The sequence below is a fragment of the Candidatus Binataceae bacterium genome (genome assembly GCA_035294265.1).
In the GTDB taxonomy this organism is placed as follows: Bacteria; Desulfobacterota; Binatia; order Binatales; family Binataceae; genus DATGLK01.
This window is the reverse complement of sequence record DATGLK010000103.1, coordinates 1-23,104: the sequence shown is the minus strand read 5'-3', so window position 1 is coordinate 23,104 and position 23,104 is coordinate 1. Positions and strand designations below refer to the sequence as shown.

Annotated in this window: 20 protein-coding genes; 11 read left to right on the top strand and 9 right to left on the bottom strand. The window is 61.4% G+C overall.

Going from position 1 to position 23,104, the window contains the following annotated elements; translation table 11 throughout:
• Nucleotides 1-19 precede the first annotated feature (19 nt).
• Nucleotides 20-1,276 carry a Rieske 2Fe-2S domain-containing protein gene (locus VKV28_16140; protein HLH78334.1) on the bottom strand — a complete coding sequence of 419 codons (1,257 nt, stop codon included), beginning with the start codon at nucleotides 1,274-1,276 and terminating at the stop codon, nucleotides 20-22.
• Nucleotides 1,277-1,793: 517 nt separating this feature from the next.
• Here VKV28_16140 and VKV28_16135 point away from each other — a divergent pair.
• Complete coding sequence (locus VKV28_16135; protein ID HLH78333.1) at nucleotides 1,794-3,041, top strand: MFS transporter; 1,248 nt, start codon at nucleotides 1,794-1,796, stop codon at nucleotides 3,039-3,041.
• 1 nt (nucleotide 3,042) lies between these two features.
• Here the strand turns inward: VKV28_16135 and VKV28_16130 are convergent, their stop codons facing one another.
• From VKV28_16130 to VKV28_16120, 3 genes are all read right to left on the bottom strand, one after another.
• Nucleotides 3,043-6,627: a DUF748 domain-containing protein gene (locus VKV28_16130; protein ID HLH78332.1), complete on the bottom strand. Its 3,585-nt coding sequence runs from the start codon at nucleotides 6,625-6,627 to the stop codon at nucleotides 3,043-3,045.
• Between the two features lie 23 nt (nucleotides 6,628-6,650).
• Entirely contained in the window at nucleotides 6,651-6,851 is a 201-nt protein-coding gene (locus tag VKV28_16125) for a hypothetical protein (GenBank protein HLH78331.1), read from the bottom strand.
• A 162-nt stretch (nucleotides 6,852-7,013) separates the two neighbouring features.
• Nucleotides 7,014-7,736, bottom strand: a complete 723-nt coding sequence (locus tag VKV28_16120; GenBank protein ID HLH78330.1) for an ROK family protein — start codon at nucleotides 7,734-7,736, stop codon at nucleotides 7,014-7,016.
• Between the two features lie 311 nt (nucleotides 7,737-8,047).
• Between VKV28_16120 and sixA the strand changes: the two genes are divergently transcribed.
• From sixA to VKV28_16095, 5 genes are all read left to right on the top strand, one after another.
• On the top strand, nucleotides 8,048-8,587 hold the full coding sequence (sixA, locus tag VKV28_16115; GenBank protein HLH78329.1) for a phosphohistidine phosphatase SixA: 540 nt from the start codon (nucleotides 8,048-8,050) through the stop codon (nucleotides 8,585-8,587).
• A 171-nt stretch (nucleotides 8,588-8,758) separates the two neighbouring features.
• Nucleotides 8,759-9,388 (top strand): ABC transporter substrate-binding protein, encoded by a 630-nt coding sequence (locus VKV28_16110; protein HLH78328.1) that lies wholly within the window; start codon nucleotides 8,759-8,761, stop codon nucleotides 9,386-9,388.
• Between the two features lie 279 nt (nucleotides 9,389-9,667).
• On the top strand, nucleotides 9,668-9,916 hold the full coding sequence (locus VKV28_16105) for a hypothetical protein (GenBank protein ID HLH78327.1): 249 nt from the start codon (nucleotides 9,668-9,670) through the stop codon (nucleotides 9,914-9,916).
• 93 nt (nucleotides 9,917-10,009) lie between these two features.
• Nucleotides 10,010-11,311: a DUF1329 domain-containing protein gene (locus VKV28_16100; protein HLH78326.1), complete on the top strand. Its 1,302-nt coding sequence runs from the start codon at nucleotides 10,010-10,012 to the stop codon at nucleotides 11,309-11,311.
• A gap of 764 nt (nucleotides 11,312-12,075) precedes the next feature.
• Nucleotides 12,076-12,972 carry a CHAD domain-containing protein gene (locus VKV28_16095; GenBank protein HLH78325.1) on the top strand — a complete coding sequence of 299 codons (897 nt, stop codon included), beginning with the start codon at nucleotides 12,076-12,078 and terminating at the stop codon, nucleotides 12,970-12,972.
• Here the strand turns inward: VKV28_16095 and VKV28_16090 are convergent.
• Nucleotides 12,969-14,429: a TolC family protein gene (locus VKV28_16090; GenBank protein HLH78324.1), complete on the bottom strand. Its 1,461-nt coding sequence runs from the start codon at nucleotides 14,427-14,429 to the stop codon at nucleotides 12,969-12,971. The two genes, VKV28_16095 and VKV28_16090, sit on opposite strands and share 4 nt — an antisense overlap.
• Before the next feature lie 141 nt (nucleotides 14,430-14,570).
• Between VKV28_16090 and VKV28_16085 the strand changes: the two genes are divergently transcribed.
• The 5 genes from VKV28_16085 to VKV28_16065 all read left to right on the top strand — a co-directional run bounded on the left by VKV28_16085 (nucleotide 14,571) and on the right by VKV28_16065 (nucleotide 18,205).
• Nucleotides 14,571-14,846, top strand: coding sequence for a YtcA family lipoprotein (locus VKV28_16085; protein ID HLH78323.1), 276 nt, complete (start codon nucleotides 14,571-14,573; stop codon nucleotides 14,844-14,846).
• Between the two features lie 13 nt (nucleotides 14,847-14,859).
• Nucleotides 14,860-15,951 carry a biotin/lipoyl-binding protein gene (locus VKV28_16080; protein HLH78322.1) on the top strand — a complete coding sequence of 364 codons (1,092 nt, stop codon included), beginning with the start codon at nucleotides 14,860-14,862 and terminating at the stop codon, nucleotides 15,949-15,951.
• Between the two features lie 35 nt (nucleotides 15,952-15,986).
• Nucleotides 15,987-16,817 (top strand): aldo/keto reductase, encoded by an 831-nt coding sequence (locus tag VKV28_16075; protein HLH78321.1) that lies wholly within the window; start codon nucleotides 15,987-15,989, stop codon nucleotides 16,815-16,817.
• A 66-nt stretch (nucleotides 16,818-16,883) separates the two neighbouring features.
• The gene (locus tag VKV28_16070; protein ID HLH78320.1) at nucleotides 16,884-17,366 is read left to right on the top strand and encodes a carboxymuconolactone decarboxylase family protein; all 483 of its coding nucleotides are present in this window, start codon (nucleotides 16,884-16,886) and stop codon (nucleotides 17,364-17,366) included.
• Nucleotides 17,363-18,205 carry an isocitrate lyase/phosphoenolpyruvate mutase family protein gene (locus VKV28_16065; GenBank protein ID HLH78319.1) on the top strand — a complete coding sequence of 281 codons (843 nt, stop codon included), beginning with the start codon at nucleotides 17,363-17,365 and terminating at the stop codon, nucleotides 18,203-18,205. Before VKV28_16070 ends, VKV28_16065 begins: the two co-directional genes overlap by 4 nt.
• 204 nt (nucleotides 18,206-18,409) lie before the next feature.
• Here the strand turns inward: VKV28_16065 and VKV28_16060 are convergent, their stop codons facing one another.
• The 4 genes from VKV28_16060 to VKV28_16045 form a co-directional block, all read right to left on the bottom strand.
• Nucleotides 18,410-18,841 (bottom strand): lasso peptide biosynthesis B2 protein, encoded by a 432-nt coding sequence (locus tag VKV28_16060; protein HLH78318.1) that lies wholly within the window; start codon nucleotides 18,839-18,841, stop codon nucleotides 18,410-18,412.
• 38 nt (nucleotides 18,842-18,879) lie between these two features.
• A complete protein-coding gene (locus VKV28_16055; protein HLH78317.1) occupies nucleotides 18,880-20,844 on the bottom strand; it encodes a hypothetical protein in 1,965 nt (654 codons plus the stop codon).
• Between the two features lie 260 nt (nucleotides 20,845-21,104).
• Entirely contained in the window at nucleotides 21,105-22,169 is a 1,065-nt protein-coding gene (locus VKV28_16050; GenBank protein HLH78316.1) for a hypothetical protein, read from the bottom strand.
• Nucleotides 22,166-23,104, bottom strand: a 939-nt coding sequence (locus VKV28_16045) for a transferrin receptor-like dimerization domain-containing protein (protein ID HLH78315.1), incomplete at its 5' end; no start/stop codon positions are given. The genes VKV28_16050 and VKV28_16045, both read right to left, overlap by 4 nt.

Sequence of the window (23,104 nt, the reverse complement as noted above, 5' to 3'; positions counted from 1 at the left end):
CCGCCTGCGGTCCGCGCGCCTAGGCGCGGGCGAAGGCGTTGAGCACGTCCAGGCTGCGCCAGTCGCGCTCGACCGGAAAATCGATCGCCAGCGCGCGGACTTGGTTATAGTCAATATTTTCCTGCCAGGGCGCCGGCTTGCCGGCCGCATAGGCACGTGCCGCTTCCATCAGGAGGCGGCGGGCGCGAATCAAAATCGTGTCGCTGGAGCCCAAATACTCACGTGTGCGATCGGTCTTGGGCCCCATCGATTCTTCGACGGTGAAATCCTCGAACGGGATATTGCGTCCCAGGCCGCTCCAATGTCCCTCCTTCATCGAGCGCCGATCCTGCTTCCACATGTCGTCGAAGCCGCCCAAGTTGGAGGCGAAATTATCCAGGTCGCCCGAGGTGTTCCACATCGCGGTGGCAATGGCTTGCTCGGTCAGCGGTGCCTTGGGGTCGTAGATGATGTACCACTCGGCGTCCCATTCATCGTCGATCGGGATGGTGGCGCGCGCTGAACAAGGGAAATTGACGTTGGCAGGAATGAAGGTGAAAAAGGGCAGCACAATCTGCCGGATGCGGGCGTACATCGTGCCGTTGCCCTGGTCGCGCAGTGCTCCTTCGCGGATTCCGTAGGGCGTGATGTCGAACTCGAAGCGCGGGCCGGTGTTGGCTGCCGACATCATCAGATCGCGCGGTGAACTCTGGGTTCCGGTCTTGATAAAGCCGCTGTGCAGGATGCCCAGATGGGAGGAGTCGATATGCGCCTCCAGCCCCTGCACCCAGTTGTAATGGAGCATCGCGCGGCGCACATGCACGTGGCCGGCAGGCAGATTGTTGTACTCGAACATAGGAAAGGGCGGCGGATCGGCGCGTTTGCCCAGATAAACCCAGACCATCAGCCCGGCCTCGCGTACTGGGTAATGACGCACGCGCACCTTGGCTGCGAATTCAGTTCGTCGCTCGGGGGGTTCAGAGGGCACTTCAACGACCTTGCCCGAGACGTCGATTTTCCAGCCGTGGAAGATGCAGGTAAGCGCGTTATCTTCGTTGCGCGCCAGCGCCAGCGAGGTGCAGCGATGCGGGCAGCCTTCGTCGAAAAACCCCACCCGCCCGTCGGTTGAACGAAAGGCGACGTAATTTTCGCCAAGCAGCCGCACCCGCTTGGGCGCGCCGTCGGCCTCCAGCGCCGCCGAGCGCACCGCCGGCATCCAATACTCGCGCAGCAGGTCGCCCATCGGCGTGCCGGCGCGCGTGCTGGTCAGGAATTCGTTGTCCTCACGGGTAAGCATGGCTCAGGTCACCTCGTTGATGGCGACAATTTCGGCGCCTTGGACAGCGCGCGATTGCCTTGTCTTGGTGAACAATATCGCCTGCTTGTTTTCTTGGTCAACCGCCCTGGCGAGCTGGAATAAGCGGCCTGCACCCGCTACGTCCGTCCCTCAACTGGTTATACCCGGCTGCGGCTCTCCCTCCTGGAGCAGCGGCAGAATTAATCTGTCCGCCGTTGCACCGCCAACCTTTCGCCGTGTGGCTCACCGGGAATCCGCCCAAAGTCGACCCGCGGTCGAGACCGCGAGCTAGGTCGTGAGGGCGCTAGTCGCCCGAAGCGGCGTCCCCAAATCGACCGCTCTGCGTTCCCTGCTCCTGAAGGGAAATGGGTCAGGTGAGAGGTGGCTCGAAAATTCCTCTGTGGACTCCAGCCCTGCTGAGCGATCAGCCTTCCTTGACTTATCGGGCGAGGCCAAGCTAGGAGTGCGGGCGATCTGGGGACATGGCAGCGCAGAGGTTTGAGGGTAGATTTAGCTGATGAGCGAGCGACAACGACAGGGGTGGTGGGTGATCGCCGCCTTTGTAATAAGCGAGATCACGGTCTATGGCACGGCGCTGGGGACCACCGGGGTCTTTATCACTCCGCTGATTCGTTATTTTCATTGGAACCACGAGCAAGTCTCGCGTATCGCCAGTTCCTGGGCCTTGCTCTATGGCTTGGGCTGCCCGGTCGCGGGGTGGCTGGTTGACCGTATCAGCGCCCATTGGATCGTGGCGAGCGGCTGCGCGCTGGCCGGCCTGGGCTACCTGACGGCAAGTCAAATTGGCTCGCTTGACGGGCTGATCGCTTGCTATGCCCTGGTAGGCTTTGGCACCGCGCTGTCGGCCGATACCGCCTTGATGGCGGTGGCGGTGAGTTGGTTTGGCGAGCGCAGCGCCCTGGCAATTGGGGTGGGTGCGGCCGGCCGTTCCATCGGTCTGGCTACGGGGCCGTCATGGGTCACCTGGGTAGTGACGCATTATGGATGGCGGGCCGGAATGGCGGCGACCGCATTACCGATGCTGGGGTTGGGAATACCGGTAAGTCTGCTCCTGATTCGTAAGGCGCCTGCTCAAGATCGTCCGGTTGCTCAAGTCCAAGAGAACACCGCGCAATTGCCCGGTTTGGAAGTCCTCCCGGCTTTATGTACGGCCGCCTTCTGGCTGATCGTAATTTCCAACTTGATTTATACTGCCGGCACTACTGGAACGGTCTTGCATTTGATCCCCTATCTGATCGGCATCGCCTATACCCCGGCAGCGGCGGCGGCGATTTTCGGCGCCCAAGCCACTTTTGCCGGGATCGGCCATCTAGCCCTGGGCTGGTTGGCTGACCGCTACGGTGCCAAGCGCACCGTGGTGGTAGCCTTTGCGATGGCGGGCTTGGCTACCATGCTGCTGCTGGGCGCGGCCAGTCCGCGTTTAGGGATTTTCGCCCTGGTCAGCTTCATCCCGCTATGGGGCTTCAGCTTTGGTGGCGATACCCTCATGTCGGTGGTGCTGGTGCAAAGCCTGGGCCGGCGCCGCTACGGCTCGCTGGCTGGGATACTCAACGCTTTCGGATCGATCGGCCACATGAGCGGGCCGCTGCTGATTGGTGTGATGTACGACCTCAGCGGCAATTATCGTGGCGCGTTCCTAACCGGGACCTGTCTGGCCCTGGTTGCCGCGATGGGCGGTAGCTTGGTGTTCCCGGTCAAAGGGCACGACCGGGTTCAGGTCGAGGCTTCAGCGTTGGCGGTGTGAGTCATTCCAGCGCCAGCTTGACCCTGGTGCCTTCGCCTGGGGGCAGAGTGCCGGTTGTCATCAGCTTGGGGCTCGTGACCAGAAGGCGGTTGGGACTGACCTTGGCGGCCAGCCAATGGCGCACCGCGGCGGCGCGCTGATTGGCCAGTGCGAGCAGGTCTTCGGGCTTGACCTGGGTATGCTCGAGCAGCAGCTTTTCCATCTCCGCTGGCGGCAGCGATTTTTCCAAGCCCAGAAAATCGCGCGGTTTTTGAAAGTCGGCGGCCTTGTAAGCCATCTTCAGATAGCGGTTGTACTCGCTGGGCGAGACCTCGATGCTGGAGCGGTCAACGCGCCGCCCCTTGCTGAGCAAGTATGCGATCTTGGCCTGACGCACCCGCTTGTCTAGCAATGCCTTGCGTGCGCCCTCGGTATCCAACGTCGGGTCGGCTCGTCCGCCGATCGCCAGGTTCAGGCTGGGCCGTTGCTCCAGGGCTTTGGCCAAAGTCGATAGCTTATCGATCGCTTGCGAGGAGAGCTGAGTGCTGCCGGGCGCAAACTGGATGTAGGACAGCTCCTTGGAGTTGCCACCGTTGAAGGCCGAGGCTAGCAGGCTGAATGGCGCGGTGGCGGCCTTGGTGATCAGGTTGCCAAAGGCGTTCAACAGGGCCTGAGTCAGGCTGAATTCGGGGTCGGACAGCGAGCCCGAGATCGGGACGTCGACCCGGATGCGACCGTTGGGGTCCTTCAGCAGCGCGACTGCCAGGCGAATGGGCAGGTTGAGCGCGCTCTTGCTCTCGACCTGCGGGCCAAAGGTAAGCTGATTTATCACTATATGGTTTTGCGCGGTCAGCTTGTGATGGTCCAGCAGGTAATGAACCTTCAGGCTAAGCGTCCCCTGTTCGATCGGGTAGCCGGTATATTTGACCGAATAAGGAGAGAGGTTAGGCAGACTGACGCCGTCGGCGTTGGCGGTCAGGTCGACGAACGCCATCGGTGCCAAAGGGCTTATCTGGCCGTCGATCGAAATGGTCGCGCTCTGGTTGATATGGCCTTGCACGCGCACCGGAGCGTGCGCGGCAGAATCGGTGGAAATCGCTCCTACGGTGCCGCGCAGGTCGGTCAGGGCGGCTGAATAATTGGGCCGAATGAAGTGATCGGTCCAGTTGATGCGGCCGCGGTCGAAAACGATCTTATCGATACTTGCGTGTGCCGGAACCTGGTGCCCTGTTTGCGCTGCGCTGTGCGTGGCCGGGGCGGGAGCGGCGGGTGCGGTGGCGAACAGATTGCGCACGCTCAATCGGCCCTGTGAGTCCAGCATCAGTTGGCCGAAGAAGCGCGATAATTCCAGCTCGCCGATTCTTGCCCGAGGCTGTCCCACGCCCACCATTACGGCTAGCCGCCGGGCCCGCAACGTACTCCATTCCAAGAACGTGATTTTGCCCTTGGAATCGATCAGTCGCACGTCGGCCAAGCTGGCATCGCCCCGGTAGCTCGCATGCAAATGGCCTCGTTCCAGCTTGGCCACGACCGTTCCGCTTTCGTCGGCGAAAGCGCTGCTGACGCGGGCGTTGAGCAGCGAAGTCAGATAGGCGTTGACCTCGTTGGCCAGGGGCAGCCGGCGCACTTGAGTGCGCAGGTCGACCCGCAACGGATTAGGTGCCACGGTTCCGCTGGCCTTGAGCTGCCCCCGCTTATCGACCGTGGTTGTCAGATTTAAGGGGACAGGGCGACTCAAGTCGGGAGTGAGGTCGTGGAGCTGCAGATTAAGCGCGGACAGCGCCAGCCGTAGCGGCTGTGGCCCGCTGTCGTCCTCGACCTGGGCTTGACCATCGCTGATGGCCGCGGTTCCGATCCGGTATTGCCAGGTTGCGGCCGGTGGTGAGGGGGTTGCCGGTCCCTGGGGCGAGGTCGGCGCGGCCTGCGCTGGCAGGTGGACCAGCGCGGCCAGGTTGAGCTTGCCGTCGTGCTGACGGTGCAATGAGACTTGTGGCTGCTCCAGGTTGACGCGGTCGACGCTAACGCGATGGGCAAGCAAATCTAGCGCCACCCCAACCACCTGCAACTGTTTCCAGCGCAGCGGACTGGGGCCATGGGCGGGGTCACGTAGTGCAACTTCGCTCAGACGTGCCGAAAAGCCTTGGGCGCGCAGCTGACGGCTGGTTCCAAACGCGACCGTGAAGTCACCCTGGCTGTCGAGGCTGCCATCTGCCAATCCAGCGCTCAAGTAAGGCTGAGACAGCGGGCTCAGCGCCGCCAGAGCGATTTGGGTAAGCGTTACATGCCCGGCGGCCTTGTTCTCCGCTAGCCCGATGGTGCCTTGCGCCGCGATCGTACCGCCGCTGGACAGGCTGGTGCCCAAGTCGAAGGGTGCCGCCGGGCTGGGGGTGTTGGCCAGGTGGCTCACGCTCAGATGGATGTCGTGCAAGGTCAGGTTGACGGGTGTGGCAGCGGCCTTGTCGGTGATCTGCAGGGTGGCGTTGGTTAGTGCCAGTCCGTCCAGCGAGAAACGCATGGGCGGTGAGCTTGTGCCGGCAGGCGCGGCGGATGGGGCCGTCAGCGCCCCAAGATTGGTAGCGCCGCCGGGCAGCAGTGTTAGGTTGGCAGTCAAGCCGTCGAAGGTGACTTTCTGCAGGTTGGCGATTTTCTCAAGCGGCTGGACGTCGGTCATCACGATTGCGCCATGCTTGAGTGCCAGCAGCGGGACCTGGGTGGGGGTGCGCAGGTCAAGCCCATCCAGCGCGATGCTGCCCGCGACCCGCACCAGCATCTGCGGCGGGTGTTCGGCGAAATCTATCTGCAGGTCGGTACTCAGGCTGCCCTGATGCAGCCGCAGCGGTATGCTGGGCGGCAGATAAGGGCTGAAGCGGATTAGGTCAAGATTTTGCCACTTGAGGTTGACGAAGGAATCGCGCGAGGCTCCAAACAGCCTGCTTTTGCCCGTTAGGCGGAAGGGGCTGCCATCCACCAGCATCGCCAGGCGCGGCTGTACGTACACCTCGACATCGGAGGGCAGGTTGGCGATGAAGGGGATGCCCAATTGCATTTGTTCGATGTGATGGCGGCTGTTGAGCACTTGATCATCGAAGCTGACACTGCCGTCCTCGAGTTCGATATTGGCCATCGCGAAGCGAAAGGTAGAACGGGAGGTGGGTGTGGGTGCGGCTTTAGGTGTAATCAGATCGGCGAAGTTGAAACCGTGCGGACCGCGCACGATCGCGACCTGAGGCCGCTGGATCGTCAGTTGTCTTACCACCAGGGCCAGATGTGTGAGCGAGGACCACGAGGCGACCAAACGCACGTGGGCAATTTGCACGAATTGGCCTGGGGCCGCGCGGTTGGCGATCGCCAGCCGATCGAGATCCAGCCGCAAGCTGTAAGGATTGAAGCGTACGTGCTTGATGCTGATCGGCCGCGCGAGGCTTCGCGCCACCCGCCCACGCAATTCGTGGCCTATCAGGAGCGGGATGCCGACGAAGCCTGCGAGGGTATAGAGCACGACCAGCACGGCGACAATCAGGAGCGCGCGCCGCACGCGGCGCCACGGTTGCGACCAGATCAGTCGGCGTAGTAAGGAATGCTCGCCTGAGTTAGCGGCGGTGGTCATTCACGTCAGTTCAGAACGCGCGACTAGTCCGACTGCTCCACCAGATAAATGGTGCCGTCGGGGAGGCGAAAGGCGTAGGTAAAGGGCGGCCAGTTGGTGACCGGTCCCAGCGGCCGTGGCTTTTGGTCGGCGCTCTCGCGCACCTCCTCCCAATCCTCGACCTCGGTATCGGGGATGCGCAAATAACGCCCCTGGCGCTCAAAGACCTGGATGCATCGAGTCATCGTTCGTCCTCGAACCGCAGAATCAGGGTAGTCTAACTGATTCCAAGCCCGCCCGCTTGTAAACTCAAATCGCCCATGCGTGGTTTTGACCACACGAGCAAGAAGCGGGCGCAATTTCCTAACAGCAAAATCCTTTGGCGGGGCCCGTCTGGGCCGCGGCCGTCAGGGTTGCGGGCTGGCCCATAATTTTATCCCGCCCAAAAGCCCCTCCAGATTGCTGACCGCCTGGACATTGGGGGGCAGCTTGACGGTGATGAATTTGTTATTGCCGCCGCCAATATACAACCGATCGGAGTTGAAAGTAGCTTGTAGCAGGGTGACCGCTTGCAACAGATGGCGGTTCCACTTCTCCACCCCCTTGCGGCGCAGCGCGGCGTGGCCCAATTCTTCTTCGTAGGTGCGGTTTTTGCGGAACGGATGGCGGCTGAGTTCCAAATGTGCCCGATGGCCATCCACGAACAGCGCCGAGCCCAGCCCGGTGCCCACGGTGATGACCAGCTCTATCCCTTGGCCGCTGACGCAGCCCATGCCCTGGACGTCGGCATCGTTGGCAACGCGCACCGGCCGGCCAAGCTGATGGCTTAGTTCGGAGGCGAGGTCGAAATGTTCCCAGCCGGGGCCCAGATTGGGGGCGCTGAGCAGCTTGCCCTCGTGTACGACACCGGGAAAGCCTACCGAGACGCGATCGAAGTCGCCCTGCAGCTTGGCCAGCTCATCAATTATGGAAATAACTTTTTTGGGAGTGGCGCGGGAAGGGGTGGGGATTCGAGCGCGCTGGGTAAGTGGCTTGCCCTCTGGGTCCAGAATGATGGTCTTGATGCCAGTGCCGCCGATATCTACCGCCAGCGTCCGTGGTCCCTGGGGGAGCGATTGTGCGTGGTCCATCGCAGCGTGGTCCTCCGTCCGCCATCTTAGTCCAAAATGGCTGCTCGCTTACCACCCCATCCGTCGGGTTTTTCCCCAAGGGCTACCCCTCCCGGGTCGGGGAACAGGAGGGATGGGCAGAGGATGGTGAGAGCTTTGGTGGAGGTCCCTAGCTCCTTGACGTATCTCGTGCCGCGCTTTTCAAGGTTCCACTCAAGTCTAGCACTGAAATCAATTTCTCACGGCCGCGAAGTTGGTCTAGGTCGTTAACCGCGTCCGGGAACCCGGCTCTAACCGACCAATGGCTTTGACCGTCGAACTAGGGTGGCTAGGTGCGCAATTTATTGACTCGGCGTCCCCGGCACGATGAAGTGTCGGCCGTGGAGCTTTATCTGGTCCGCCACGGAATTGCCGAAAAGGGTGGCGACATGGGAGATGTTCAGCGCGCGTTGACGCCCAAAGGGCGGGCCCGGATGGAGGCTATCGCGCGCGCCCTGCGAATCCTTGAGGTACGCCCCGACCTGATTCTGACCAGCCCCTTGCGCCGCGCCCAGGAAACCGCCGCTATCTTGGCGCGCGGGTTGGGTAACGTCGAGCTGACCGAACTCTCCCAGCTTGCCCTAAACGGTGCGCATCCGTCCGAGCTGAGTCATCTGTTGAGCGGCTATCAGGGAGTTGAGACGCTGATGGTGGTGGGTCATCAGCCCAGCCTGGGAAAATTGGCATCGTTCCTGCTCTGTGGGTCGCCCGAGGGATGCGAGCTGGAATTCAAGAAAGGTGGCGTGGCCCGGTTGTACGCGCAGACCGGTGGGGAGGCGGTTCGCTATCGACTGGAATGGCTACTCGGTCCTCGGGTCATGCGAAAGATTTGATTGTTTATAGAGCGCAGTGCGTGACAGAGCGCAAAACTGCTCGAAATTGGGTTACCGGTTCCTATTGAACCATCAAGCGTCATAACCAACAATGAAACCGGGTTGGACGCCAATACTGGCGCAACGGCTGGGAAGGCACGGATGAAGTTTTTGACACGAGCAGGGTTACAAATGAGGGTGTCGATGCTGGTGACGGCGTTGCTGGCGGTGTGTTGGGGCAGCGCCAATTGCGCGATAGCACCCCCGGCAATGCCTGCGGTTAAGAGCCTTGGCGCGCAAATTTTGGCCATGGCGCGAGACCCATCTTGCCAGAAGCAGCGCGAATCCTGCCGTGCCCGCCTGCGCGCTATCATCGAGCAGCATTGGGATAGCACGGAGATGGCAAAGTCGGCGTTAGGCATCCACTGGCGCACCCTGACCCCGGCCCAGCAGGCTCAATTCACCGCTCTGTTCACTCAGTTGACGGAGTCGATTTATCTCTCACGTTCGAGTTTTTCAAAAGCCCAGAGCTATGCCAGCACCGTTCACATCAATTACCTCAAAGAAATCCCACAAGGCGACGGTTATTCGCAGATTAACACCACGGTTTTGCTCAAGCCCGGCGAGCAGCCGATCAGCGTCGATTATCGCTTGCGCTGGGTGGACGGGACTTGGAAAGTCTACGACATAATCGTGGCAGAAATCAGCTTGGTGGGTAACTATCGCAATCAGTTTAATCGCATCATCAATCGAAGCGGTTACGACGATTTGGTTAAAGCCTTGCAGCAGAAGATTCAGCAACTCAATTCGGAAAACGCATGATTGGCGGGGAGCTTGAAAGTTCTTCCATTGCTGTGGCACCCCCTGACAAGAATTCCTAGCCCGTAGGTGGCCCAACGCCCAGCCACTCATCTAACTCACGCACCACCAGCAGGCCGCAGCTCCAACTGCCGTTCCAAGGCGATCCAAAGGTCCGCCGCCAGCGGCGATGGCCAACGCCAACCTGGAGCGCAACCTAAGCGAGCTGCTCAAGCGGCTAGTGGAGAGGTCGAGCCGCAAGCCGCGGGTCCGCTACCAGAGCTTTCTCTATCAAGCGGGGAGTTGGAAGCGAGCGCGGCGGGTAGCGTTTCCGATGGGCCGCGGACAGATGGGGAGATTGAGTGGTCTTTTTTAAATCAGGGTTCAGATGAGCCGGAGCACGGTTCCGGCGCAAACGAAATGATGGAATTGGGCGGCTTCGTGGGCTACCTACAGCCACAATCGACGAAAAAATTCGAACCATTGAGTTACAGCGCGCGGTTGGCCTATAAACGCCTTGATTCGGGAGGTCAAAAAGGAAATCCCGGCTGAGCTAATAGGTCATGCCGCTCGGATACACGTGGGTTAGTCAGGGCGAGTAAGGGTGCGGAGTTGTCATCGACAGGATTATCGTGGAGGGGCAACATGTTACGGGTTTGGATTCTCGGAGCTGCGCTCCTAATCCCTCTATGCACGGGCGCGTGGGCAGCGGAGCCCGGCGGCATTCCCGCCGGCACCGTGATAACGCAGGAAAATTGGCAGCAGTACAAGGACTACATGAACATTCCGCTGCAGCATATGTTCATGAGCACCAGCCCGGTTTCCGGCTGGCCGCACGGGGCGCGGGCGGTTGTCGGCCCAACGATCTCATATCCGCCGCCCAGCGCTTACATCGCGGCGACCGAGAAGTATTCCAAGCAGGTCAAGCTGGTCAAGGTGCCCAACGGCAGCTATGCGGTCGAGGGCTATGTCGCCGGGCAGCCATTTCCCAATCTAGATCCCAGCGATCCATTGGCCGGCTATAAGCTGGTTTACGATTTCTATTACGCGCATGAAGTAACGATTCGGGTGGCGGTTCGCTACCAGGTCTTCGATTTCGATCGTTACGGCAATGAATCCCCGTTGCACGCGCTGGTTACCAACTATCAGTGGATGCACAATATCGACGCCGGCTATCCCATGAACCTACCCGGGGCCAATTACTATCAAAGCGGTGTCGCCGAGCAGTTGGATCCCGAACAGATAAAATATATCACCGCCTTGACTATCGTGTGGGACAACCCAGACCGCTTTCCCGATGCTTATGTCTTCTTGCCCAGCTTGCGGCGTTCGCTGCGATTGTCCACAAATGCCCGTTGCGCGCCGTTCCAGGGGCAGGACTTCTCCAACGACGATGTCACCCCGGTGCCGCTGCCACCAACCTGGTTCAAAGCCGAGTTTTCGGGTTCGCGCCGACTGCTTCAATTTATCTTCAAGCCCGACCCCAAGACCAGGCGCGCGTCGGAAGAGCGGGCGAACTATTATTTCACCAAGGGCAACTTCGTGCCCAAGGACAGTCTGTTTGGCGCCGGCTGGCAGTTGCGCGACACTTACATTCTCAGGATGCAGCGCCTGCCGCAGTACCAGCGGGGTTACTGCTACTCCGATCGAGTCCAGTATCTGGACAAGGAGAGCGCGGAGAATCTGACCGCGTACGGTAATTGGGATCAAAACGGCAAGTTCTGGCGAGCCTTTATAACTTTCGCGATGCCGACCAAGGAAGACGACGGATGGTATCTGTTTCCCGGCAGCGCCTGGTCGCACGACAATTGCGATTACCAGAGCGACCATTGCAGCAACATCCTGGCTCCCGCCGACGGAGCCTTCATCAACCATGAAGTGCCGACGCAATATGCCAATCGCACACTCTACGGCACGCCCCAGGGATTGCAGGAAATCATGCGTTAGAAAAAGGCGGCGGGTGGTCAGGTAGCTCCAGGTTCGGTCGGCTGCGGTATTCTCGCACCTCTTCGCGCCGGCGTGCGCTGCGCGGTCAAGGCCGATAGTTAATCTGCGTTACAGGGGGACGGCGAGTTCAGCTTCTTTAGGATTGGTGTTGGGTAAGTCGATGCAGTTGCCCCTCACGTCGAACTTCCAACCGTGAATCCAACACCGCCGCGCGACCTCGACGACCTGCGCGCCTTCGCTGGGTAGCGGACCCCGACTCGGTGACTGCCGCAGCAAGATTTTGTCGGCAAGAGCAGGGGCTCGGTCAGTCGCCGGACAAGCCGCTTGGAACGCGCGCTCGGCGTCGCCCTGATTCTCCGCAGCCCGCGGGCGGTGAAAGCGAGTAAGACCGGACTTGCCTATTAAACTATTGATGACTGCGCCGTGAAGTTTTTTACTCACGGAGGGCAAGTCGCGGCCGCTTGGTGTCATCGCGGTAAGCTGGGTATGGCTGTTTTGAGGTCTAAGCTGCCAGCTTGTTCGGCGATAGGCGATTGCTTGTGGGCGGAGGGCGGTTTGCTGGAAGATAGAACTAACAAGCTTGGCGTTGCGCCATGACAGTTTCCAATCCTGACCAACTAGCAGCCGATTCTCGGGCCTCAACCTCGATTCGGCCGGATCTTTTGGGGTCAACCCCGAGAGCGGCGTCGGATGCTAGCTCTAGCAACGGGCAAACATTTTCACCTGACGTCAGCGACGCATTGGATTGGCAGCGCGTCGGCAGGTTGCTGACTCGCCAAACCCAGAAGTTTCAGCAGTTATTGGCACGGGTGTTGAGCGCAGAGGGCGGCGACGCGGTTCACGATCTGCGGGTTTGCACGCGGCGGCTTCAGCAGATTCTGACGGTGCTAGCCGCCGGGACGTCGACCCGCGGGCGCGGTTTGCGGCGTGAGTTGCGAGGAGTGCGCGCGGCGGTGGGGAATTGGCGCAATTGCGACGTAATTCTACAGCGGGTGGAGCGGCAGGAGAGGGCGGCGCGCAGCCGAACCAGGCGTGCGGGGTGGAATTTGTTGCGCGAGGCGCTCGAGCAGCGCCGCCGCCGCCAAATCCGCCGCGCCCAACACAAATTGCTTAAACCAGGCCTGCTTGCAGTGGCCGATAGCGCGGCCCGGATCCTGGCTGCCGCGCGCACCCAGCGCGGCGCGCCCGCGCTGCGTGAACGGGTGCGGATGGCGCTGGCCAAGGCCCATGAGCGCTGGCAAGCGGCGGTCGCCGCCCTCGAACAACAGCCCTCCGACGAGAATTTCCATCTTTTGCGAATCAAGACCAAGAGCTTGCGCTATCGTATCGAATTGGCCGGCGAACTGGGCCTGCCCGCGGCCGCGGTGCAAATCGCCTGGCTTCGCGGGCTGCAGGATCGGCTAGGGCGCTGGCATGATCGCCGTGAATTGAGCCTCAGCATCGCTCGTACCCTGGCCAAGCCCAAGGTGCTGTTGGCGCAACCGCGGCTAGCGGCCGACCTGCTGCGCGAAGTCGAGCGCCAGCAGCGCCACGGGCAAGCCGAAATGGACCGCATTCTCGATCAAGCCCGACATTCTCCGGGGTCAGCCGCATTGCAGCGCTGGATCAAGGATCTGTCGCAGGCGGCGCCCTTATCCGATCAGCTTGGCGATAATTCTTAGGGTCCGAAGCTTGCGCCGACCGCGTAACTGACCGCAGCCGAGGCGGTGAGCAGCTCGGCTTTGCTCTGAATCAGGGTATAGCGTGCGCCGGCCAGATCGCGGGCGGCAGTCAGCAATTCCACGATTGTGCTCAGCCCCTGGGCATAGGTCTGCAAATTGGCCTGATAGGCCTCCTGCGAGGCTGCGAGCAAAGAGCGGGCGTAAGTAAATTTCCTGAGCGCGGCCCGAAAATTGTAGTAGGCTTGCCAAACCTGAGCGCTGGCGTCGATTGCGGCCGCTTGCAACTGCGCACGCGCGCGTGCGGCGTCGGCGCGCGCCTGAGCATCGGCGTTAAGTCGGTCGAAGCCGGTGAAGATGTCCCATTGCAGGGTGAGCAAGGCTGAGTACTGAGGCGAGTTAGTATCGACCGTAGGCGGCCCGTTCCATTGATAGGCCAAGTCGCTTTCGCCGTACGCACCGCTGAAGCTGAGGGTTGGCATCCAGGCTGCACGGGCTTGGTGCATGCGCGCCTCGCTGGCCCGTACCAGTGCCATCTGGGCTGCCAGGTCGGGGCGCTGGCGCAGCGCGGTGTCGATGAGCTGATCGACTTGTGCCGGCAGGTTCGAGGCCACTCGCTGCGCTTGCAGGCTTTGCACTTGCAAAGCGGTATCGGCCCGGATTCCCAGCGCGATAGCGAGGTGGGCTTGCGCATCGCGCACCATCACCCGAGCGGTTTCCAAATCGTAGACCGACTGCGCTTCAACCTGTATGGCCAGCAGGGCCTGGGGCTGGGTCGCTAAGCCAAGGTCGCGACGCTGTGTCACTGCCCTGCGATTGGCCTGGGCCAGCGCCAGGTTGCGTTGTGCGGCGATCACGCTGGCTTGTGCTGCTCCCAGTTCATAGAAAGCTTTCTCGACCGTGAAGACCAGGTCTTGCAGCTTGCGGTTGAAGCTAAAATTAGCGGCAATCGATTGCTGGCGCGCGGCCTGGCTGGCGGCGCGCCGGCGGCCGAAATCGAGCAGGACGTAGCTGAGCTCCACCTGCGGTGCGAATTGCCATTGGGTGATTGCCCCGGGAGAATTGGGGGCCTGGAATACCAGGCGCGAATAGCCGCCTTGGGCAACGCTGGTCAGATAAGGATAGTATGCCGCCCGTGAACGCCCATAGGCCGCCGCGGTCGCGATTGCCTCCTGCCAGGCGGCGCGGGTTTGTGGATTGCGTCGCAGCGCCAGATCGATCAGCTCGAGCAGATCATAGGGACGGCCCTGCAAGGTCGGCGGAGGTGGCGGCGGTAGGGTCAGATGGGCCGGCAGGGCGGCATCAGCCGGCTCCCGCCAAGCCTCGACCGCGGTAGCGGGCGCGAAGCGCGTGGGCGCGAGCTCGGGTTGTTGGGCCCAATAGCTACAGCCGAAAGCTGTGAACAAGCCGCCCAGCAACGCGATCCGCGCCGGCCACTGCCCGCCTCGCGGCAACCACAAGCGATCAATGGTCCGGCCGCTGTTTGAACTGCTTGCTTGCATAGATGCTACCCGATGTGGCGCCGCCGCGCAGAGGCGGCGCAGATTGGCTGATTGAAACCACGGTGAGAGTTGCGCAAAATACCTCAGGGTTGTTGCAGTATGCTATTGCGAGCAATGGATTCAAAGGGGCGATTCGTCCTCCCGCTCTTGCTCGTGACTCTGGCCGGCTGCGCGCCGGTGATCGATCTGGCCGGCGCCGACTTCCCGGCTTGGATGTTGTGCGGGATGGCCGGCGCGGTTTTGACCGGCGTGCTCCGACCGCTCTTCGTGGCCTTGCGCCTGGAACCTCATCTCGGCCCCTTGGTCGTGATCTATCCCTGCCTGGCGTTGCTGTGGGCGTGTCTCATCTGGCTAGCGTTCTTCAATCGAATTTGAAAATCTGCCGCCGATGGAGCACAAGGAGCTTGTGGTGCGGGGTCCAGTGATGGCGCGGGCGGTGGGCCGGCTACTGGGCTTGGTGATTGTACTGGCGACCATCGTCGTTACCGCGCTGGTAATTCGCCTATATTATCTGTACCCGCGTACCGACGACGCCTACGTGCGGGCCAACACCGTGGGGGTCGCGCCCCATGTCAGTGGCCCGATCGTTTCCTTGCCGGTAGTGGACAATCAGCATGTGGCTGCGGGCGCATTGCTGTTCATCGTCGATCCGCGCCCCTATCAAGCCGCTCTGGATCAGGCCCAGGCCCAGTTGACCCTGACCAACCTTCAGATCAAGTCGCTCGAAGACACGATTGCCGCCGCACGCGCGCAACGCACTCAGCTGGAGGCCAACGCAGCATACGCCAAACAGTACTTGGCCCGAATCCAGCCCTTGCTCAGCCGCCACTTCGTTACCGCCAACGACGTCTACAACGCGCGCACCAATTACCAGGCCGCGCAGGCCGCGGTTGAACGCGCCAATTCCCAGCTTGCCTCCGCGATCAAAAACCTGGGCCAGTTGGGCGACGTCAACGCGCGTCGGCAGGCGGCCCAGGCTGCGTGGGTCAACGCCAAACTCAACGTGGGCTATTGTTACGTGCGCGCGCCCTTCGATGCTTATGTCACCAATCTCAATATCGCGGTGGGGCAGTACGCCAACCAGGGCCGGAGGGTTCTTACCCTGGTCGATAACCGAATCTGGTATGTGATGGCCAACTTCCGCGAAAACTTCATGGAGCACATCAGGCCTGGGATGAGGGCGCAGGTTTATTTGCTGAGCTACCCCGACCATCCATTCTATGGCCATGTGCAGGGAGTGGGATGGGCCTTGTATCAAGGCAACGGCGCTACCGTGGCAGGCTTGCCGCGGGTGGAACCGACTCTTAACTGGGTGCGGCTTTCGCAGCGCTTTCCGGTGCGGATAGTGCTCGATCGGCCGCAGTCCGATTATCCCTTCCGCATGGGACTGACTGCGATCGTTACGATCCAGGGCTATCACCCTACCGCTCATCGACCCCTCTGGTTTGCGCGCCAGCTCTGGGCTCCGCCCGATAATTGATTTTGGCCTCGGCCTGCGATGCTAAGATGCCCCTTATGAAGAGCGTGCGCTTATCCGATGGGCGCGAGGTTCCGGCTCTAGGTCAGGGTACTTGGCGAATGGGCGAAGATCGCCGGCAGCGGGCCCAGGAAATCCAGGCTTTGCGCGCCGGGATCGATCTTGGCCTAACCCTGATCGACACGGCCGAGATGTACGGCGATGGTGGCGCCGAAGAAGAAGTTGGTGAAGCGATCGCCGGCCGCCGGGAGGAAGTCTTCATCGTCAGTAAGGTGTTGCCGTCAAACGCTACCCGGCGTGGCACCGCGCAAGCCTGCGAGCGTAGCCTGCGCCGCTTGCGTATCGAATGTATCGATCTTTACCTGCTTCATTGGCGCGGCTCGACGCCGCTGGCCGACAGCCTGGAGGCGCTGACGGCGCTCAAGCAGGCGGGGAAGATTGCGGCCTTTGGCGTTAGCAATTTTGATGTTGATGATCTGGAAGAGGCCTGGCAGTTGGCACCCGGACAAATTGCCACCAACCAGGTGCTCTACAACTTAAGCCGCCGCGCCGTGGAGCAACGTGTGCTGCCGCTGTGTCGTCGCCATGCCATTCCCTTGATGGCCTATTCGCCAGTGGAGCAGGGGCGCCTGCTCGGCCATCCGCAGCTGGGTGCAATCGCTCACCAGCGCGCGGTCACCCCCGCTCAAATCGCGCTGGCGTGGTTGCTGGACAAGTCCGACGTGATTGCGATTCCTAAGGCCGCCCAGCTTTCTCATCTCAAAGAAAATCGCGCGGCCGCCGAACTGGTCTTGAGCGACCAGGAGCGCGATGCGTTGGACCGGGCCTTTCCCGTACCCCGCCAGCCCAGGTCGCTGGAGATGCTCTGAGCCGGCCCGAGCCGGACTGCTCATTACAGCCCGACGGCGCTATAGTGCGTCGAGAGGTAACGCAAGATGGAAGCGCGATTAGATTACCGCAAGCTGCACCCGGAGTTGGTTGCTGCGATGGTCGAGTTGAGCCGGCTCGTTTCGCAAAGCGGGCTTGAGCCGGCGCTTTTGGAATTGGTGAGGCTGCGTGCTTCGCAGATCAACGGCTGTGCCTTTTGTGTGGACATGCATACCAAGGATGCGCGCGCGGCGGGTGAGGAGGAGCAGCGGCTTTACGCGGTCGCGGTGTGGGAGGAGGCGCCCTTTTTCACCGCCCGCGAGCGGGCCGCCCTGCGTTGGACCGAGGCCGTCACACTGCTCAGCGTCGATCACGTCCCCGACCAGGTCTATGACCAAGTGCGCGAGTTCTTTTCTGAGGAGGAGACCGTGGCTTTGACCTGGGCCGTAATCGCGATCAACAGTTGGAATCGCATCGCGCTGGCTTGCCGCACTCCTGCGGGCAGCTATCAGCCTGCGCGCGGATCACAACAGTCAGCGGTGAAAAAGTGAGCGCCAGATTAACCTCTCAAGCGCAGCGCGCCGAGCATTTTCATAGCCTCCATCACGGAGACAGGCCGCTGGTAATTCTCAATGCCTGGGATGCCGGCAGCGCACGAATCTTTGAACGCGCCGGCGCCACGGCAATTGCTACGACCAGCAGCGGAGTTGCGTGGACGCGAGCCTATCCTGACGGACAGAAACTACCCTTAGATCAACTTGCGGCAGCGGTGCGCGAGATGGCCGCAGCCGTCGAAATTCCTCTCAGCGTCGATTTGGAGGCTGGCTTCGCCGCGCGTCCCGAGCAGGTTGCACGAAACGCCGAAGCGATGGTGGAGGCGGGCGCCGTCGGGATCAACCTGGAGGACGGCGCCGAGGCGCCCGAGTTGCTAGCCGAAAAGATCCGGGCGGTGCGCGAAATGGCGACAAGTCGCGCAGTGCCGGTTTTTATCAATGCTCGCACCGATGTGTTCTTGCACGCGATTGGCGATCCCGCGACCCGGCCCGAGGCCGCTCTGCGGCGCTTCGAACTCTACCAATCCGCTGGCGCCGACGGTGTCTTTGCAATTGGCCTGACTCAGGTGCCCACGATCGCGCGGCTGGCCCGAAGCTGTGCGCTGCCGCTCAACGTGATGATTCAGCATAATTCGCCGCCGCTGGCCGAACTGACCGAGGCCGGGGTGCGCCGGATCACGATCGGGGGCAACGCTGCTGCAGCCGCGCTGTCGCTGGTGGATCGGATCGCGCGGACGATTTTGGAAGCTGGCAATTTCGCCTTGCTGTTCGAAAATCAGCCGTTGATTTATCCGGCGCTCAACCAAATGTTCGCACGTCGCCAGCGCACCGACTGAAACAGCGCGCGCCACAAAACCTTGATGGCGATTTTCTTATTCGCCCTGCGCCCGAAACCTACGCGTCGCTTTACCCCGGCGCTGCGCGCTACTATCCAGGCGCAAGGCGACCTAAAGTGGGAAACGGGCGGCGGAAATTTTGTCCACACCCTGCGGATAGCATAAATGGCACAGCTGGCACACAAGCGGCAAAGAGATACCCGCTCAGCCGAAATGACTGATCGAGGAAAAATCGGCCTTGGCCGCGCCGCCCACCACGGTAACCCCGCTGGCCTCCAGCCACGCATGTGCGAGGAGCGTGCCGCGACCGTCCTTGGCTACCCCTAGGTGAAGCGTGGAGGCGCAGCCGCGTCTTGCCAGCATAAGCTTGGCCGTCATCGCCTGCGGCAAGCAAACCGCGTTCCAAGGCACGTTGCGGGCGGCAATTGAGACGGCGCGGCGGATCTGACAATAGTTCGCGGAAGTGGCTTTCGTGCTGGCGCGCGGGCGGCGTTCGAGCCACCGGGCCAGTTGGCGAAAGGGCATTATCATCAACGCGAGACGGGAAAGCCCCAGGAACCAAGCCGCCTCCAGCAGCAGCCCGCGTTCAGCCCAACTCATCGCGGTGATGCGAGCGAGTTTGAGGCGCCAAGCCATCGTCTATCTGCCCGCCCGGCCTAACTCACGTCTGACCTTCACAGCGGCTGCGCGCAGCTTGAATGAGTTGTAAAACTGGGCAAATCTACTCCGCCCTTACCCATTCTGGCGATTACCCAGTCGGGTAGCGTGTCCGAGATCGGATTAGCTCCGAGCGCTCCCGGGGTTACGCTGCCCTCTAGCGCGGCGGCTCCGGCCGAGTTATCGGCGCTGTGGATATCGACGTTTTTGTACAACCGCATGTTGATCGCTGGATTGAAGGGACTCAGTCGGGCCGCCGTTGGTGTCTCGGTCAGGCCACGCGTATCGATTACGGTGAAATCCTTGACAGTTGCCGGCCAGGGATTTTGAGTTCCTAGGTGGACGGTATATTCGATGATCGGAATCGCGATTGCGCGCTTGTCGAAATCAAGGTGAATGTGCAAATCGGGCCGATTGATCAGCACCCGTTGGAAACGATTTACAAAGGGCAGGTCGATTGTCAGATAGCGGTTGCTGGGATACCAGGCCCATCCGACGTTGAAACTGGAATCGATGGTGCGGCTGCCGGTGGGAAATGCGATGGTCAACGGGGCGGCGTTGGTCAGTGTCGCGGGCCGTCCGAAGACCTGAACCGCCGTCGCCAGCCGAGTCGGATTAGGGCCGTTTCTCACAGTGGCCTCACCCGCGATGTAGGAATTGGTATAGGCGCCGTCAGGTGTGATCGACCATCCCTCCAACGGATTGTTGAACGCAGCGGCACCGCCCGGGCCGCCCTCCAACCAGCCATAGATTTTGTTAGGATCGATCTGGGCGACGGAAGGCACGCATGGTGGGCGCATTCCAACCGGTCCGGGTTGTGCGCAAGCGGGCGCTCCCGGCCGGGGTGTGAAGTCAACGCGCCCCAGGCCGGCGCCAAAGAAATTCATAAAAAAGGTGGTGGTGAAGCTTCCCGGCAGCGGATCGTCGGACAGAGCGTAGCCGGCGCGCGCCAGGTTGGTCAGACGCAGTCGGGCGTTGAAGGCGTCCGCCTGGGGTCCGCCGGCGGCGTCGCCAGGTAGCCTGAAAATGGATTCCTGATTGGGGCTGAAGTCGGCTGCCATCAGGGCGATCGAGGCAGGAATCGCCACGCTGGCGCCGGGACTGAGCAGGCTGTGTCGGTTGGGGTCGTCGATAAAGGGCGGAATACGGCCGGCGCGAATGGCGCGGACCTGTTCGAGATAGGCGGCAATGTCGGCTGCGGTTGGTTGGCCACGTCCGATCGTATCCCGGCTAAGCTGGCCTTCGATCACGATGAGCCCGGCTAGCTCCTGATACCCACGCTTGCCATCGCGCAGCCGGAAGCCGGCAAACTGCGCGGGGAATTCACCTCCGGGCGAGGCGCTATAGAGAAAGACGTTGGTGGCACGCTGGGCGGGCGCAATTACATCGAGCAGGCTTTCGACATCGCGATTCAGCACTTCGGCGTCCCAGTCAGCCAAAAAGGGAACATCTTTTGGTTGCAGCTCGCGGAAGCTGGCGCCCGCGCCGCCCAGAGTGCCGGCGAATTTACCCGCGCGATCGAGAAACCGGCTACCGTAGTAGTAGTGCAGGGCCAGCGCCGGGTCGCGCCGGGCATAGGCCTCGCGCAGGCCGACCATGTCCTGAAGATTTTTCTCGCGCCGCTCGATTCCCCAGACCTCGAAGTTTTTGCCCCGCCGCGCCGCCATCTCGACTAGCTGCGCGGCGGATTCGCTATAGGATGACGCGCCGTTGGGAATGGCCTGGATCAAGATGGCGTCGGCGTGACGCGGATCGGCCGAGCGCAACCGTACGCGCAGGAAATTGGTTTGATTGAGTTCACTGGGCGTGCCCGCCGGCCGCGCCGCCGAAGGAAGGCGAATGTATTCGGTTACCAGATCACGGCGCGCGCCCGGTTGCCCGGCCAGGCCGGGACAACGATCGATATCGAGTCCTTGCGCGGAAGCGGCTTTGCCTCCGGCCAGCAACATGGCAACCAATATGAAGGTCCAGCTCGCGCGCATCGCAGGCTTCTCCGCTCCGTTAGATTCTTTCTTCCAGCTTCGCTGGTCATGGCACAAGCGCCGCTTAAGCGCAAACCACTTGATAACGGCTCAAGAGCAGGGTGCGGAAAAGCCAGGTTTTGAATGAGTGGAGGCGGCGCTGAAAGCCACATCCCACGTGAGAGTAGCTTTTCCTAACCTTCGCCCTCTCCCCACCAGGGGTAGAGAAGAAGGGGGGAGCAGGCCGCGGAGACTTTTTCGGCAAACGGTCTACTCCGCGGTCACAGGCTGCTTGCGGTTCTCCAACGGCTGAAGATCGCGCCCAGATTGAAATATTGCTGCAGATAACCGAAGACCCGGTATTGAGTGGCCAGGCGTCCGGCACCGTAGAGATCCTGGAAGGCAGGGAGTTGCACCACCGCGCCGGTTTGCAGGGAGGGCGTCACGAAGATCAGGCCGGGGTCCAGAAACCACAGCACGCCTCCGGAATTCGCCGCTCTGCGTCCGTCTAGATAGCCGCGCTGACTCCATATCAGGTTGGTTTCCAAATCGAGGTCAAAGAAATTGGGTAGCCCGAAATCTGGTATGCGCCAAGGCAGAATCCGGTATTGAAACGCGGCGTCGGTTTCAAGCACATCACCCGGACGGGTTGAATTGTCTGCCAACGAATTGACCCGATAAGCAAAATCCCAGTGAAACTCGTAATCGAGATCGAATGTGGTAAGAGCGGTGCCAAGGTACGGATCGACCGCGCCCGAGCCGGTTTGCATTTTAGCGGTCAAGCGGCCCAGGGAGTCCGACTTCTCGTCGCTGCCGGTGGGTAGATAGAAGCCAGCGAATGGGGCCATGCGAAAGGTTTTCGTGAGCCAGTCGAAATGGAACAGAGTATAGCGCAGGAAGACTAAAGTATCATCGAAGCCGCTGGAACTCCGGGTAGCGGTTTCGGCCGACGTATTATCCGACAGAAAATAGGCCGACATGGGAACGGTCACGAACAGTGTGAATTTACTGCGCCAGCCGTATGCAAAGACGGTGGGAAAGTCCAGTCCAGCCAGCTCCCGGTGGGATGAGCCGGCACTGTAGCCGTCGCCCAGCTGAAGCCGAGTAACGGCCTCGCCCTGAGCCACCGGGATGGCGGTGGTGAAGGTCACATCTTGCGCTCGCGCGCGCGGCGTCAGCGTTAACGCCCATGTCAGGCCCAGGAACAAGATACAGCCGGCCGCGAGTGGAAAGGAAACGACGGGTTTTTTCCAAGCGGCCTGCTGTGCGAAACCGCGTGAACTACACCGTTTTCCCCAGCATTTGCAGCGCCCCGCACCGACTTCCGGCGGCTTCGCGGCCATCATCCGCCGGCGAGCACTTTAGTGGCCTGGTCGAGTCGGTCGCTGTAGGCGTCAAGCGCATCGGCCGTGAGTTTGACGTAGCGATTGGCATCCGCCCAGCGCCGCTCTTCGATTGCCTCGCGCACGCCCGGCAAGGTCTTGGCTCCGTAGCCGGTGTAACGCCCGGGCGCATATACCAGATTGAGATACCATTGCCGTCCCGGCAGCCCCACGTCGGCAGGTGCCAGAGTCTGATCGACGGTCAGCATCAAGGCCTGCAGGCGGGCGAGCCGGGCGGCAGAAAGATTGGTGGAATTCTTTGCCGAGGCGGTGTCGTAGGCCTTGGCGCTGCGCTTGAGGCGAGCGACGGCATTCTCCAGGGGTGCGAATTCCAGATATGGCACGCGGCTGAGCGGGGGCGGCGGCAGTTCCTTCTTGGTCGGATCGGCGGCCAGGGCAAAAGCTCGGATGCGCAGCAGGCGATCGCGAGTCTCGGCCTGCGCGCGTTCGGTCTGCGCCAAGGTTTTCACTTGATTGAGGTAGTCCGACACCATCTCCGCAAAATCGCTCGGCGACTGCTGTGGAACCGTACCTTGTGCAGCGCGCAGCACCAGGCGTCCGATGGTTTTGGCCAGCAGCGCGTCATAGACGAAGCCAGGGTCGACGAAGCGGCTGTGATGCTCGAAGGTATCGTAGCGAGAATGGTAAACGCCGCGGGTGATTCCTTCTTGGCCAAAGCTGATATCCAGGGCGGGTACACCCAGATGGTCGATGAAGACCGAATAGTCCGAGCCCGATCCCAACGGGCGCAGTGGAATGTCGTGATCGGGGTCGGCGACGATTTTGGCCGCCTGCTCGATATCCTCGCGAAAGGCGAGAGGGATGTGCGATGGGTCTGCCGCCTCGACCATAATCCGGGCGCGCAGCCGCTGCCCGATCGAAACCCCGGTTTCCGGATC

What these genes read in the sequence shown, in the direction of transcription:
- VKV28_16050 (HLH78316.1), bottom strand. Translation starts at nt 22,169, where the DNA reads ATGATGGCCGCGAAGCCGCCGGAAGTCGGTGCGGGGCGCTGCAAATGC.
- VKV28_16080 (HLH78322.1), top strand. Translation starts at nt 14,860, where the DNA reads ATGGAGCACAAGGAGCTTGTGGTGCGGGGTCCAGTGATGGCGCGGGCG.
- VKV28_16135 (HLH78333.1), top strand. Translation starts at nt 1,794, where the DNA reads ATGAGCGAGCGACAACGACAGGGGTGGTGGGTGATCGCCGCCTTTGTA.
- VKV28_16060 (HLH78318.1), bottom strand. Translation starts at nt 18,841, where the DNA reads ATGGCTTGGCGCCTCAAACTCGCTCGCATCACCGCGATGAGTTGGGCT.
- VKV28_16070 (HLH78320.1), top strand. Translation starts at nt 16,884, where the DNA reads ATGGAAGCGCGATTAGATTACCGCAAGCTGCACCCGGAGTTGGTTGCT.
- VKV28_16140 (HLH78334.1), bottom strand. Translation starts at nt 1,276, where the DNA reads ATGCTTACCCGTGAGGACAACGAATTCCTGACCAGCACGCGCGCCGGC.
- VKV28_16110 (HLH78328.1), top strand. Translation starts at nt 8,759, where the DNA reads ATGAGGGTGTCGATGCTGGTGACGGCGTTGCTGGCGGTGTGTTGGGGC.
- VKV28_16055 (HLH78317.1), bottom strand. Translation starts at nt 20,844, where the DNA reads ATGCGCGCGAGCTGGACCTTCATATTGGTTGCCATGTTGCTGGCCGGA.
- VKV28_16130 (HLH78332.1), bottom strand. Translation starts at nt 6,627, where the DNA reads ATGACCACCGCCGCTAACTCAGGCGAGCATTCCTTACTACGCCGACTG.
- VKV28_16100 (HLH78326.1), top strand. Translation starts at nt 10,010, where the DNA reads ATGTTACGGGTTTGGATTCTCGGAGCTGCGCTCCTAATCCCTCTATGC.
- VKV28_16120 (HLH78330.1), bottom strand. Translation starts at nt 7,736, where the DNA reads ATGGACCACGCACAATCGCTCCCCCAGGGACCACGGACGCTGGCGGTA.
- VKV28_16125 (HLH78331.1), bottom strand. Translation starts at nt 6,851, where the DNA reads ATGACTCGATGCATCCAGGTCTTTGAGCGCCAGGGGCGTTATTTGCGC.
- VKV28_16085 (HLH78323.1), top strand. Translation starts at nt 14,571, where the DNA reads ATGCTATTGCGAGCAATGGATTCAAAGGGGCGATTCGTCCTCCCGCTC.
- VKV28_16075 (HLH78321.1), top strand. Translation starts at nt 15,987, where the DNA reads ATGAAGAGCGTGCGCTTATCCGATGGGCGCGAGGTTCCGGCTCTAGGT.